General features: G+C 58.9%; 11 protein-coding genes. 2 read left to right on the top strand and 9 right to left on the bottom strand.

All coding sequences use genetic code 11. The annotated features are described in order from the left end of the window. Window positions 1-41 precede the first annotated feature (41 nt). The 5 genes from HYPDE_RS05100 to aceE form a co-directional block, all read right to left on the bottom strand. Window positions 42-998 (bottom strand): patatin-like phospholipase family protein, encoded by a 957-nt coding sequence (locus tag HYPDE_RS05100; RefSeq protein WP_041320016.1) that lies wholly within the window; start codon window positions 996-998, stop codon window positions 42-44. 763 nt (window positions 999-1,761) lie between these two features. Next, the gene (locus HYPDE_RS05090; RefSeq protein WP_015597316.1) at window positions 1,762-1,974 is read right to left on the bottom strand and encodes a hypothetical protein; all 213 of its coding nucleotides are present in this window, start codon (window positions 1,972-1,974) and stop codon (window positions 1,762-1,764) included. Between the two features lie 660 nt (window positions 1,975-2,634). Further along, a complete protein-coding gene (gene lpdA, locus HYPDE_RS05085) occupies window positions 2,635-4,074 on the bottom strand; it encodes a dihydrolipoyl dehydrogenase (protein WP_144061208.1) in 1,440 nt (479 codons plus the stop codon). 15 nt (window positions 4,075-4,089) lie between these two features. Further along, window positions 4,090-5,358 (bottom strand): 2-oxo acid dehydrogenase subunit E2, encoded by a 1,269-nt coding sequence (locus HYPDE_RS05080; RefSeq protein WP_041320014.1) that lies wholly within the window; start codon window positions 5,356-5,358, stop codon window positions 4,090-4,092. 20 nt (window positions 5,359-5,378) lie between these two features. After that, the gene (gene aceE / locus HYPDE_RS05075) at window positions 5,379-8,054 is read right to left on the bottom strand and encodes a pyruvate dehydrogenase (acetyl-transferring), homodimeric type (protein ID WP_015597312.1); all 2,676 of its coding nucleotides are present in this window, start codon (window positions 8,052-8,054) and stop codon (window positions 5,379-5,381) included. Between the two features lie 342 nt (window positions 8,055-8,396). Here aceE and HYPDE_RS05065 point away from each other — a divergent pair, with 342 nt between their 5' ends. Both HYPDE_RS05065 and HYPDE_RS05060 read left to right on the top strand, forming a co-directional pair. Further along, window positions 8,397-8,819 (top strand): hypothetical protein, encoded by a 423-nt coding sequence (locus HYPDE_RS05065; RefSeq protein ID WP_015597310.1) that lies wholly within the window; start codon window positions 8,397-8,399, stop codon window positions 8,817-8,819. 155 nt (window positions 8,820-8,974) lie between these two features. After that, window positions 8,975-9,274, top strand: a complete 300-nt coding sequence (locus HYPDE_RS05060; RefSeq protein ID WP_041320884.1) for a hypothetical protein — start codon at window positions 8,975-8,977, stop codon at window positions 9,272-9,274. Between the two features lie 46 nt (window positions 9,275-9,320). On the opposite strand, the gene HYPDE_RS05055 is transcribed toward HYPDE_RS05060, so the two are convergent. From HYPDE_RS05055 to HYPDE_RS05035, 4 genes are all read right to left on the bottom strand, one after another. Further along, window positions 9,321-10,190: a hypothetical protein gene (locus HYPDE_RS05055; RefSeq protein ID WP_015597308.1), complete on the bottom strand. Its 870-nt coding sequence runs from the start codon at window positions 10,188-10,190 to the stop codon at window positions 9,321-9,323. Between the two features lie 197 nt (window positions 10,191-10,387). Next, on the bottom strand, window positions 10,388-10,996 hold the full coding sequence (locus tag HYPDE_RS05050) for a c-type cytochrome (RefSeq protein ID WP_015597307.1): 609 nt from the start codon (window positions 10,994-10,996) through the stop codon (window positions 10,388-10,390). Between the two features lie 245 nt (window positions 10,997-11,241). Beyond that, window positions 11,242-11,781, bottom strand: a complete 540-nt coding sequence (locus tag HYPDE_RS05040) for a GNAT family N-acetyltransferase (RefSeq protein ID WP_144061207.1) — start codon at window positions 11,779-11,781, stop codon at window positions 11,242-11,244. A 57-nt stretch (window positions 11,782-11,838) separates the two neighbouring features. Continuing rightward, window positions 11,839-12,984, bottom strand: a complete 1,146-nt coding sequence (locus HYPDE_RS05035; protein WP_041320883.1) for a DegT/DnrJ/EryC1/StrS family aminotransferase — start codon at window positions 12,982-12,984, stop codon at window positions 11,839-11,841. Between the last annotated feature and the right edge of the window lie 193 nt (window positions 12,985-13,177).

Below are 13,177 nucleotides of genomic sequence, written 5' to 3'. Positions count from 1 at the left end.
CTGAACCGCGGGTTCGCATCGTGCGGGCAAGCGCAGTGCAATCAGGGGGGAGAGAACAGCCGCCCCTGGATGCCGTTCGCGGGTTCGCTCAGGTAGCGCTCGACGATCGGCAGATGCGGCTCTATTGCGGCGCGCCCAGCCGCGATCATCTCATCGGCGCGATGGAAATCGAGAACGCCGACATGCGCAAGGTCAGGCGCAATCAAAAGGTCCGGCGGATCGCCCATCAACCGGGCACGAGCAATGCGGTCATGAAATATGCTGAAGGAATTCAAGATCACCGACGTAATTCCCGGCGCCGCTTGCTTCTGATGACCGAATAGCTGGCGGTGCAGAAGCTGCAGCGCGCCGCGGCCATTCCAGCGCGTGATCGGAGCCGCATCCTCCGTAACTGGCTCGCTCTCGGCCTCTTCAATTTCATCATCGACGAGAATACCGCCACGGCCGAACTCGCTCGTGAGATTGATGGCGATGACCGTCCGCGCGCCCAAAGCCCGGCAAACCGAGACGGGGATCGGATTGACGAGGCAACCGTCAATCAACCAGCGGCCATTTAACTTGACGGGCCGGACGATGCCCGGAATTGCGGAAGAGGCGCGCACGGCGTCGTTGACATGCCCGCGGCGAAGCCAGATCTCATGTCCGCTCGAAAGGTCTGTTGCAATCGCGGCAAATTTGGTGGGCAAAGTTTCGATGCGCAACCCGTTCAGATGGTCGTCGAAACGGGCGAACAGGCGCTCCCCCGCGATTAATCCGGAGCCCGACACGCTCAGATCGAGATAGCCGAAGACGCGGCGGCGCGTCAGTCCCCGAGCGAAATCCTCAAGCTGATCGAGCCGACCGCCCGCGAAATGTCCGCCGACGATGGCCCCGATCGATGTACCGACCACGATGTCGGGTGTCAGACCGGCTTCCACCAATGCACGAAGAACGCCGATATGTGCCCAACCGCGGGCGGCGCCGCCACCGAGGGCAATTGCCAATTTGTCTTTTGCCATGTGCGTTATTTTTGAGACGTTGCCGTGGCCGTGTCGAACCACCATAACATAACGCATGGGTAAAGAATTTGGTTCTCTTTTCCGACAGGTTAATCGGAGAGGCAACCGCGAGTGGGATTGCTGCGGACCGTACTCCGGCAAGTTCCGGAATACGAGTGACAGGGCGTCGCTCCATTTGAGCTAACGCGCCGCAGGATCTTTATCCGCGTCGGATTTGGCAACGTCGGGCGGGAGAGGAGAGATAAACCGATATGGCGAGCATAACATCGAAGGTGCCGGGGTGCTTCCTCTGAAGCAGCGCGTCTACGGCGATTGCTTCCGCCATCATGGAGTCGATCTCTTGCGGCGACGGCTCGGCCGCGGATGTGGGACTTGCGACGTCAACTTCCCGCACGCTCGGCATAACGCAAACCTTTAGTTATCGGTGACACCGGAACAAGAGGAGAGCGGGTAAGATGATTTTCACATAGCCCCGTAGAGGGGCGAGTGCGCATTCGCGTCGCTTGCCATAATGAGCAATGAAGAAAATTTTTTGGGTCGAAACGAATGGAAAAAAGCTTCAAGCCTGGAGTTCAATCAACGACATAAATCCTGTTTACGCAATAAGCATGCAGACAATTTCTTGGCCCAATGGCTCATTCTCTCGTCCGGGATTAGGACTGAAAGCGTCCTCCCGTTTCTCGCTGAACCCAGCCGGCGTCCAGCCTCGCGCGAGTGCGAGACCCCGGATCATTCTCAAGGAACTAGGAATGTGCCGTCGAGTTTACGCCGGAAAGGGGGAGTCTTGAAGGACGTGGCTCATGGACTCGCGAATATATTCGGCGGCGGTAGCGATACTGATCGTGACAATGCCCGCCGCAGCACAAACCACTACAAATTCCGGCACATCCACTTCCCCAGCAAACACAACTGTGTCACCCAACACATCCAATCCGAGCGGCGCCACAACATCATCGCCATCGACGAGCGCGACCAATCAAGGCGCCTCGGGTTCTTCCGAGACACCCGTCAACGTGTCGCCGTCGCCAGTTGAGCAGAACAGGCTCGATTCTTCCGCCCCAAGTCCAGAGCGCCTGCTGATTGATCCCGGAGCCGCCGCCGGCAGCACCGCCTCAAATCCTGCTGAAAATTCTTCCGACCCGAATGCCCCCGGAGAAAGCTACAACGCCATCCTAAAGGGTAGTTCATCGAATAACGGCACAAGTACCGGAACATCCGGACTTCGAGCGACGCCCGCGCCGTCAGCTCTGTCACCGAGCATGTATCCTCAGCCCCTGACGACACCTCCGACGCAGAACCCGGCGAGCAATTATCCCGCTCCGCTGACGGCGCCGCACTTCACGCAACCCACGATGACCCCGGGGACAGGTATCGGAACGCCTAGCCATGGATCGGGCATCGAGGCACACAGCAGCATGCCAGGCCATGCATTCTCACACGGCCCCATGGCCGGCGGCCACGTGGGAGGGAGTCACCGATAGCTTTCGCAGGAGCACAACGGTAGCGGACAGGCCGGCGCTGTGTGCTGCATTACATTTAAATAAGAAAACGGAAAGCTCAGTGATCCACGCAAACGTGCGCGGCTACTGTCGGCATATTCCTCGCGCCGCAGACATACCAGATAATGTGAAACCACTCACGTCCGCTTTTGCGGTGGCAGATCGGTGCAAACGCCTTCGAAAACTTCAGCAGCCATGCCGATCGATTCCGAAAGGGTCGGATGCGGATGGATCGTCTTGCCGATATCGATCGCATCGGCTCCCATCTCGATAGCGAGACAAATTTCCGAAATGAGATTGCCGGCTTCGATACCGACAATGCCGCCGCCGATAATCCGTCGCGTTTCGGTATCGAACAACAGCTTCGTGAAGCCTTCCTCGCGGCCGTTGGCAATAGCGCGTCCGGATGCGGCCCACGGAAAAATAGCTTTGCGATACGCGATACCCTGCGTCTTGGCGTCGGTTTCCGTCACGCCCGCCCAGGCGATTTCGGGGTCGGTATAGGCGACAGACGGGATTTGCCGGGCATCGAAGTAGCTCGTCCGTCCGGTGGCGTTCTCCGCCGCGACATGGCCTTCATGGACGGCTTTGTGCGCAAGCATCGGCTCCCCTGCAATGTCGCCGATGGCGAAGATATGCGAGACGTTGGTGCGCATCTGCTTGTCGACGGGGACGAAGCCGCGCTCGGCTACAACAACGCCAGCTTCCTCAACGCCGATCTGCTTGCCGTTCGGCTTCCGGCCGACGGCGACGAGAACCATGTCGTAGGCTTGCGGCTCTGACGGTGCGTGCGCGCCCTCGAACTGCACATGAAGGCCGTCGGCCTTTGCTTCGGCTGCAATGACTCTCGTCTGCAGCATGACGCGATCGAACCGTCGCGCATTGACTTTCTGCCAGACGGCGACGAGATCGCGGTCGGCACCGAGCATCAAGCCGTCGAGCACTTCCACCACATCGATGCTCGCGCCGAGCGTCGAATAGACCGTCGCCATTTCGAGACCGATGATGCCGCCGCCGATCACAAGCATCTTCTTCGGGATCTGCCGGAGATCGAGCGCGCCGGCAGAGTCGACGATGCGCGGATCGGCGGGAAGGAATGGCAATGCCACCGCCTCCGAACCTGCGGCGATGATCGCCTTTTCGAAGCGAACGGTTACTTCCCGGCCGTCTTCAGACAGTATCCGCAGACGATGCGCGTCAGTGAAGGCGCCCGTTCCCTGCAGCGTCGTGACCTTGCGAGCTTTCGCCATCGCGGCAAGACCATTTGTAAGTTTTGCAACAACGGCATCCTTGTGTGCGGCGAGCTTCCTTAAATCTATCTCAGGGGCCGAAAATGCGACGCCATGCGCGGCCATGCTCCGGGCTGCATCGATGACGAAAGCAGTATGCAGCAACGCTTTCGACGGAATGCATCCCACATTCAGGCAAACGCCGCCGAGCACAGGCCAGCGATCGACAAGGATCGTCTTGGCGCCGAGATCGGCAGCACGAAACGCCGCCGAGTATCCGCCCGGCCCTGCTCCAAGCACGACGACGTCGCACATATTATCCGGAATACGCGTGTCCTCCGCGCTCATCGCGTCGCTGTTCCCTTACAATACGAGCTGGCGCACATCTGCGAGCGCATCGCAAATCTTGCGAAGAAAACGTGCGGCAAGCGCGCCGTCGATCGCACGATGATCGTAGGAAAGGCAGAGCGGCAGCATCAATCGCGGTTCGAACGTACCATCGTTCCAAACGGGCTGTATTTTAGCTCGCACGGCTCCGAGGATCGCGACCTCCGGTGCGTTGACGATTGGTGTGAATGTCGTGCCACCGATACCGCCGAGACTCGATATCGAGAACGTGCTTCCGGTTATGTCGGCCGGTGTGATCTTGCCCTCGCGCATCCGAGCCGAAACGCTCGTCAGTTCCTGGCTGAGCTCAAGAATTCCCTTGCGATCGACATCGCGAATAACCGGCACGACAAGTCCGTCCGGGGTATCGACGGCAACGCCAATGTTGTAGTAGCGCTTGAGGATCAGCGCATCCTTCGACGGCGCGAGAGAGGAATTGACGTCGGGATATTCCTTCAACGCGGAGACCGCGGACTTTAATAGAAAGGCGACCAGCGTCACGCGGTAGCCCTTCGCTTTCGCCGATTCATCAAGCGTCTTACGATAGGCCTCGAGGTCCGTGATATCGGCCTCGTCCGCGTTCGTGACGTGAGGCACGTTGAGCCACGCGCGATGCAGGCTCGGGCCGGTCAGCTTTTTCAACCGTGACATCGGCTTCGTTTCGATGGGCCCGTACTTGGCGAAATCCTGGGCGGGAATTTCAGGGATACCCGACCCTCCGCCGCCTTCGCTCAACGCGATGTGGTGCTTCACGTCATCCTTCGTCACGCGACCCTTATCGCCCGTGCCGCTTATCTTCGTCAGATCGACGCCAAGCTCGCGCGCGATCCTGCGGACAGAGGGACTCGCGTGAACGGACCCAAAATCCTTAGGCGCAGGCAAAGAATGCTCATCGGATTCCGGCGCAACAGGCTCTGGTGCGGGCGCCTTCGCTGTCTTCTGTCGAGTTTCCGAAGCCACGTCATCGCTTTTGCCGTTTCCGGATTTGGATTCCGCTTTGGCTTCACCCGAAACGTCGAGGCGAATGATTGCGCTACCTTCGCTGACCTTGTCGCCGATGCCGACCAGAATTTCCGCCACCCTACCCGTCTCGGGCGACGGGACGTCCATCGCGGCCTTGTCGCTTTCGAGCGTGATCAGCGGATCGTCGGCCTTCACCTCGTCACCCGGCTTCACCTGAATCTCGACAACCGGCACGTTGTCGAAATCACCGATGTTGGGCACCCTCACATCTACAAGCGGCATATCTTCGGCCTGTCGGTTCGTCAGTTGCGGGCAGGGTTCGGCTTGTCGGGATCGATCTCGTATTTACGGATGGCTTCCGCCACTCTGACAGATGGAATTTTGTTTTCATCCGCCAGCGCTTTCAGCGCCGCAGTCGCAATGAAATGGCGATCTATCTCGAAGAACGATCTTAGCGTGCGGCGAAAATCCGAACGTCCAAACCCATCCGTGCCGAGCACACTATAGCGGTTCGGGACAGCCGGGCGGATCTGATTGGCATACAGCTTCATGTAGTCGGTCGACGCAATGACGGGTCCGTCGCCGCGCTCGGAGATTTTCCGTATCGCATACGGAACGCGCGGCGCTTCTTCTGGATGCAGCAGGTTCCACCGCTGAACATCGTAGGCTTCGCGCGCAAGCTCGGTAAAGCTCGTCACACTCCAGATGTCGGCCTCAATACCCCAGTCGTCGCGCAGCAAATCGGCGGCCGCAATGGATTCGCGGAGAATTGCACCCGAACCCATCAGCTGCACCTTATAGCCTTTGGCGTTCTCCGGCGCGGATCGGAACAGATACATGCCCTTGATGATGTCGCCCTCGATACCGGCCGGCATCGGAGGATGCTCATAGTTCTCGTTGAGCAAGGTCAGATAAAAGTACACATCCTCCTGATCCGTCAGCATGCGTTTCAGGCCGTTCTGAATGATGACCGCGACCTCATAGCCGAACGCCGGATCATACGAGATACAGTTCGGCACCGTCGCCGAGAGGATGTGGCTGTGTCCGTCTTCGTGCTGCAGGCCTTCGCCATTAAGCGTCGTCCGACCCGACGTGCCGCCAAGCAGGAATCCTCGGCAACGCTCGTCGCCTGCCGCCCAGGCGAGATCGCCTACGCGCTGGAATCCGAACATCGAATAGAAGATGTAGAACGGCACCATCGGCACATTCGACGTCGAATAGCTCGTTGCCGCCGCCATCCACGACGCCATCGCGCCCGCCTCGTTGATGCCTTCTTGTAGCATCTGGCCGGACTTGTCTTCTTTGTAGAACATGAGCTGATCGGCATCCTGCGGACGATAGAGCTGCCCAACCTGACTGAAGATGCCGAACTGCCGGAACATGCCCTCCATGCCGAACGTGCGGCTTTCGTCCGGAACGATAGGTACGATGCGCCGCCCGAGTTCCTTGTCACGCATCAGCGTCGTCAGAATGCGAACAAATGCCATCGTCGTCGATATTTCGCGCCCCTCGGAACCTTTGAGTTGCGTTTCGAAAGTTGAGAGCGGCGGTACAGGAAGCGATTGCGATTTCTGCCGGCGCGCGGGCAGGTATCCGCCGAGCGACGCCCGCGTCTTATGCAGATACGTGTCCTCCGGAGACCCCTTCGGAAAGCGGATGAAGGGAACATCTCCGATCTTCTCGTCGGCCAGCGGAACCTTGAAGCGGTCGCGAAAATGCTTGAGCGCGTCGACATCCATCTTCTTGGATTGGTGCGCGAGCATCGTCGCCTCGCCTGCATTGCCCATGCCGTAGCCTTTGACGGTCTTCGCCAGGATGCAGGTCGGCTGATCCTTATGGCGGACGGCGGCGTGATAGGCGGCGTAGACCTTCGACGGATCATGGCCACCGCGCGTCAGGCGCCAGATTTTCTCGTCCGACCAGTCCGCAACGAGCGCCGCCGTCTCGGGATATCGTCCGAAGAAATTTTCGCGGATGTATGCGCCGTCGCGCGACTTGAAGACCTGATATTCGCCGTCGACGCATTCCTCCATCAACTGCCGGAGCCTGCCGGTGGAATCGCGCGCCAGAAGTTCGTCCCATTGCGAGCCCCAGATCACCTTGATGACATTCCACCCGGCGCCGCGAAAATTGCGTTCGAGTTCCTGGATGATCTTCCCGTTGCCGCGAACAGGCCCGTCGAGCCGTTGCAGGTTGCAGTTGATGACGAAGATCAGGTTGTCGAGTTTTTCGCGACCTGCAAGCGAGATGGCGCCGAGGCTTTCTGGCTCGTCCATCTCACCGTCGCCGCAGAATACCCAGATCTTGCGCCCTTCGGTATTCGCGAGGCCACGGTCGCCGAGATATTTGAGAAAGCGGGCCTGATAGATCGCCATCAGGGGTCCCAATCCCATCGAAACGGTTGGGAACTGCCAGAAATCCGGCATCAGCCAGGGATGCGGATAAGAAGGAAGGCCGCGGCCGCCGACCTCGCGCCGGAAATGCACAAGCTGATCCTCACTAAGACGGCCTTCGAGGAACGCGCGTGCATAAATCCCGGGAGACGAATGCCCCTGGATCATGATCAGGTCACCGCCGTGGTCTTCGGATGGCGCGTGCCAAAAATGCATGAAGCCGGTTTCGTAAAGCGTGGCCGCCGACTGGTAGCTGGCGATGTGACCGCCAAGCCCGGCCGAGTCCTTATTGGCGCGGACAACCATCGCCGCGGCATTCCAGCGGATCGCCGCCACAATCCGATGTTCGAGTTCGCGATCACCCGGATGTTTCACTTCCTCGCGCAACGGGATCGTATTTATGTACGCGGTGCTCGAGGCGAACGGCAGCGCAGCACCGCTCCGGCGCGCACGCTCGACGACTTCCTTCAAGATGTCGTCGGCACGACCTGTGCCTTCGAACGCGATGACGGAGGAAATGGACTCCGTCCAATCGAGCATTTCCGCGTCTTCCGATTTGAAGGTCTTCTGCTCGCTTTTACCCATGTCATACCCTGGCGATCGCTACGCCGTGCGAACACAGTTACAACTCTGGAACGCCATTCGGGTTCGACGCCGTTTAGGGACGCTGCCGGGGAGATCATCGGCCAGAACCGCTGAGATCTTCAGCAGCAACGATCTTCGTTGAAAACATAGTAGCGCGCATCCGCACCCCGAAAAATCAGGTCCTCAGTCCAGGTTGAAAATTCGTAACCGATGCCAATATGCACGCGCTCCAACCGCCCATTGCAATGCAGCGACGAATATCGTTGACGGCAGGCATTTCCGCGCAGAGCTTGGTTCTTGGTTGCGCCGCCGACCGCGACGTTTGAGCCAAGGACCTCGGACATGCCTCACACCGGCAAATTGTTCGTATGCCCGTTTCTCCGCCGTTATCCGGTGCGATCCGCCTGTTTCACGATTGCCGCCGTTGCACTGAACGTGCTGCCTTTTTCATCATCCGCATCGGCCTATGAGTCTGCATCCGGGCCGCGCGTGCGAGGGCTAGGCGTCGTTTCGGCACCTGTCAACAGGCTGGGCCCGACTCTGAGACCCGATCCGCTGATCACGCCGGATTCCGGCTGGATGGGCAGCGGTACGGCAGGCGCAGTGGGCCTCGGAAGGGCCGGGCTGACGCCGCTTGTCCCAACGCCTGCTCCGCCGGCGCCCGTAGTTATTCCCACAGTGTCGACTACGGCACCCGGAACGGGAACGGCGAAGAAGCGCACCAAAGCGCGTGGCCGGATCATCCTGCAGAAGCCCAAGGGCTGACGGCCGATCAGCACAAAGCGCCTTCGTGCGATGCACCAAAGTCGCGATGCAGCGGAAATCTGCACAATCGGACAAAATTGATTCTGTCGTAGCCAAACTCGTGTGGCAGGTTCAGCGTCTCGAAACTATCGCGCAAACTTATGGGGATTCAGCTTATGCGCAATATTCCTCTCATGATGGCGGCCGGTCTTCTCGCGGGGATTTTCGCGGGCACTCCGGCAGAGGCTAAGTCATGCTTCAAAAAAGCCGCGGTCGGCGATGCGCTGACACAAGATCTGGCAAAGTTCCAGGTCGACGCGATGCTCTTGCAGGCTACCGATTGGAGCATCTACTTCACGTACATCTCGAGCGGAACGACACCGGGCTACACGTTCGGTAAGCGCTCGTATCGTTGCACTCCGGGCTCTGCGATCGGCTGGGAATGCCGCGGGTCGGCGACCCTCTGCAAGCTCTGACATCAGAGCAATTGCGATTCGGGAAACGCGCGGCGCCGGGATTGACTTAAGGCGTTGCGCGTTTTCGTGTATCCCGTGCTTCCGTTGTTCGCGACACGACACGAGGAACGCCGCATTTTTCCATCGGCAATGCCGTCGTCGTCCAATTATTCATTGTCACACTGACGACGTATCTCCGGCAATCGGGCCCTGCGCCTTCCACGAAGTGCACCTTGAACAGCGCTTCTCCGGGTTTTCTCTGTCGCGGCCAGATGAAGACTCCATTATCCGGCGTTTTGGCGACGGCGCTTTCGATTGCGACTCGGGCGTTGCGAAAATCGGTCGACGAAAAGCGCATCAGCAGAGCATGTGAGATGCCTGGATTGAGCCCCGCAGCTTCTGCGCGCGCCTGGTAGGGATCACGTGGCGGTGTGCTAACCTGTTTCGCCGACGGTGCTGCTGCGTCCTGAGTTCCGTCATCGGTGCTTGCGTCGGCCGACTCGGACTTGGTCGCCGGCGGATCCTCGGACTTTATCGCTGGAGGCTCGGGGATGGATGTTGCCACCGGCAGTGGTGGCGGTGTCGCCTGATCTTGCGGCGGCTCGGCCGCCGGCGCTGTGTAGGGAGCTCCGGCGGATACGCCTTCGTTTGGCGATGCCGATGGAGTCGACGTCCCCGCACTTTGGCGGATGAAGTCCGATACGCCTGCCGTCAGCTTCGGCAAACGCGCGAGCAAGGCTCCATCGTCATGAAGCATGATCCAGCCGCCACCGACCACAATCGCAATCGCGGCGCACCAAGCGAGCATGTCATTGGCGCGCGAGGCCGGCCCGCCGATTCTGTCGCCGGCCGACAGCTCGAATTCGCTTTCGTAGAAGTCATCCGCATCACATGCGGTGTGAGGCTCAAAGGCCGAGGAGCGATACGGAACCGACATGACGAACCTTCCGTGCCATTTTCCGGTGTCGATATCCCGCTGGCAAAGAAGGAGTCAGAAAATTCCTGGCGAAAAAAAGGCCCGCCGTTTCGAATTCACGGCAGGCCTGCAATCAATCGAAATCTCGAATTGCGCATAACGGTGTGTGCGCGGATCGAACATAAGACTCTGCGGTTGAGAGCGCGGTGCGCACCTTATCAGGGATGGCCGGGTATCTTGAAACCTGCCAGATACGCGCCGAGCGCTTTGATGTCCGCTTCATCTATGGACTTCATCAAGGCGACCATACCCATATAGGTCTTGCGGTCGCCAGCGTGGAAATCGGTCATCGTCTTGGTCAGGTATTCGTCCTGCTGGCCGGCGAGACGCGGCCTAGCCGTATCGCCCTGATAGTGCTCCTGGTGACAGCCTCTGCAATTCAACGAGTCGAGAACTGCACGCGCCTTGGCCTTGACGTCATCGGATGCGGCCGGCTGCTGCAAATCCGGCCACGGCTTTTTCGAGAAATACGTCGCGAGGGCTTCGATGTCCGTCTTGCTGAGCGGCTCGACAATGGGGGCCATCTGCTCGTTCTTGCGATGACCAACCTTGAAGTCGTGAAGTTGGTTCAAGAGATATAACCGGTTCTGCCCCCAGATGTTCGGGATCGTCTTGTCTATCGGAACGCCCTTGTCGCCATGGCAACCGGCGCAAACGGACGCGGTTTCATCTATCGATTGGGCGACTGCTGGGACGGGTTGGACAATGGCGAAATATCCAATCGCCAGAATGCCGATAAGAAACTCGCTCGTGGTGAGCCTTGTCATTCGAAGCCTCCTGAATATTCCGCAAGGAAGGCCGTCGCCTGAAGCAACGTCACCAAGCGGCATTGAATGCTGTAGCTTGAGTTGCCTAGTCGTGCGGTGGGAATTCCGGATGTCGTCTTTTCTATCTTCGGCCAATCATAAACAGCAGTCAAAAGGAATGGCTGGCGTTCTGCAAGGGTGAACTTTCGGGATCTGCCAATGCCTTGCCGCCGTGCGGGCCAAAAGCCGGTTGCCGTCACGTGCGATCAGGCTTCGCTTCGCACCGCAGAAACAAAGTGATGAGGAAGAAGCTGCATCTTGATGGCCTCTTGCCCGGCATCTGGAAGCGACTTGAAGCCGAGGGCCGCATAAATACGGCGCGCCGCCACGTTGGCGCGCTTGACATCGAGTTCGAGCGTCCTAATCCCGAGGCATTCAAAAGCTATTAGGCAAGCCCGAGACGTGGCCGCGTACCCTAGGCCCTCGCCTTTTCCCTCCGCGATGATCAGGCGGCCGACCTCGGCGCGTTTCGCATCGTGATCAATTCGGTAGAGAGCGATGGTGCCCACCGGCTTCATGTCGGCAGTGCGCCGGACGATGAACATCAGATCGGCCGGGTTTTCGAGATACGCGCGATACCATGCCTGCTGTTGTTGCGCTTCGATCAGCCGGCCGTCGTTGAACCAAACCCGAATTTCATCCCGATTGCGCCACGTCCGCATCAATTCGAGATCATCGACACCGATCGGCGTCAAATGAACAGCGGCGTCGCTAAGAAGCTCTGCTGGGATGACCGGTTTCGCCATAGTCTTAATCTCGCGATGCCCAGCGCCGTGCGCAAATGCCGCCAACGTCCGATGATCTCACGCGTTCGCAAGGCTCTTTCGTTCTTCGACGCAAGCGCAAACGGCCTCGATCACACGAGCAACATCGTTATCGGAAAGTTGCGGATGGAGAGGGAGAGACAGGACCCGTTGCGATAGCTCGGCAGCCTTCGGACATGCGGCATGCTGATCTGCAAACATCGGATATTCGAGATTGTTCCGATAATGAACGCCGGTATTGATGCCTCGCGCATTCAAATCGGCGATGAGCTTTTCGCGATCTTGCACCATGATCTGATAGAGATGGCGTGACGAGCAACACCCGGGCGCCGTTGGCACGGTTGCAATGTGCGGATGGCCGGCAAAGCCCTTGTCGTAGAGAACCCCGATCGCGCGGCGGCGCGCATTGTGCGCGTCGAGATGGGGCAATTGCGCCAGTGCGATCGCGGCCATGATCGAATTGCCATGATATTTATATCCGACGGACTGGACCTCGTACTGCCATTTGTAGGCTGAGGCATCAGCGGCTCGCGCATAGGTATCCTTGTTAATGCCGAGCCAGCTCTTTCTGCGCGCCACTGCATCGAGCCCGCCGTCAGCAAAGCAGATCATGCCCGCGTCGGCAGTCGGCAAATTCTTGACCGCCTGGAAGGAGTGAACGGTTACGTCTCCGCTTGGCGTTTTGCCGTCGCGCTTCGTTCCCGCCATGTGCGCCGCATCGAGGACGAAGATCAGCTCGTTGCGATGACAGATGTCATGGATACGGGCGAGCTGCCCCGTGTTTCCTCCGAGCCCTACGAAAACGATTGCGCGCGTCCGCGGCGTTATCTTGCGCTCGACGTCGTCTGGATCGAGACACAGGAACTCGTCAACGTCGACGAAGACCGGTTTCAAGTTCGCATGCAAAATCGCGTGATTGGTCGATACGAACGTGATCGGTGTGGTGAGAACCTCGTCACCATCCTCCCAGCCGTACAGCTCCTTGTAGATGTCAAGAGCGAGATGCAGGCCGCTCGTCGCCGAATTGAGAAAATGGGCATGCGGAAGGCCGGTGTAATCTTTCCACGCCTCTTCGAACTCGATCGTTTTGAAACCGGCGCCAGTCCATCCTTTTTCCAGACATTCGCGAATCTCGTCGAGGCAAGCCTCGACATCGAACGTCGGAACGAAGAGCTGGATAGCCATGATGCGGTCCTTTTGACCTCTGCCAACCGCGACGGGTTCGCGGCGATCAACGTGGCTGCATGTGACCGTTCTGGAAGCGCGCAACGTGTTCGCTGGCGCGCAATATCCAACGATTCGAGGCTGGCGGTCATTGATTGACACCATTTATGCGGCCAGCACGCCGGGATTCGTCGCGAAGTCCCAAAAACCCCAT

The organism is Hyphomicrobium denitrificans 1NES1 (genome assembly GCF_000230975.2).
Taxonomy (GTDB): domain Bacteria; phylum Pseudomonadota; class Alphaproteobacteria; order Rhizobiales; family Hyphomicrobiaceae; genus Hyphomicrobium_B; species Hyphomicrobium_B denitrificans_A.
Note: the sequence above shows the minus strand (reverse complement) of the source record. Positions and strands in the feature narration are given on the sequence as shown.

Bases quoted from the DNA above. Each gene is read 5' to 3' on its own strand.
- HYPDE_RS05100 (WP_041320016.1), bottom strand. From the start codon at position 998: ATGGCAAAAGACAAATTGGCAATTGCCCTCGGTGGCGGCGCCGCCCGC.
- lpdA (WP_144061208.1), bottom strand. From the start codon at position 4,074: ATGAGCGCGGAGGACACGCGTATTCCGGATAATATGTGCGACGTCGTC.
- HYPDE_RS05080 (WP_041320014.1), bottom strand. From the start codon at position 5,358: ATGCCGCTTGTAGATGTGAGGGTGCCCAACATCGGTGATTTCGACAAC.
- aceE (WP_015597312.1), bottom strand. From the start codon at position 8,054: ATGGGTAAAAGCGAGCAGAAGACCTTCAAATCGGAAGACGCGGAAATG.
- HYPDE_RS05065 (WP_015597310.1), top strand. From the start codon at position 8,397: ATGCCTCACACCGGCAAATTGTTCGTATGCCCGTTTCTCCGCCGTTAT.
- HYPDE_RS05060 (WP_041320884.1), top strand. From the start codon at position 8,975: ATGCGCAATATTCCTCTCATGATGGCGGCCGGTCTTCTCGCGGGGATT.
- HYPDE_RS05055 (WP_015597308.1), bottom strand. From the start codon at position 10,190: ATGTCGGTTCCGTATCGCTCCTCGGCCTTTGAGCCTCACACCGCATGT.
- HYPDE_RS05050 (WP_015597307.1), bottom strand. From the start codon at position 10,996: ATGACAAGGCTCACCACGAGCGAGTTTCTTATCGGCATTCTGGCGATT.
- HYPDE_RS05040 (WP_144061207.1), bottom strand. From the start codon at position 11,781: ATGGCGAAACCGGTCATCCCAGCAGAGCTTCTTAGCGACGCCGCTGTT.
- HYPDE_RS05035 (WP_041320883.1), bottom strand. From the start codon at position 12,984: ATGGCTATCCAGCTCTTCGTTCCGACGTTCGATGTCGAGGCTTGCCTC.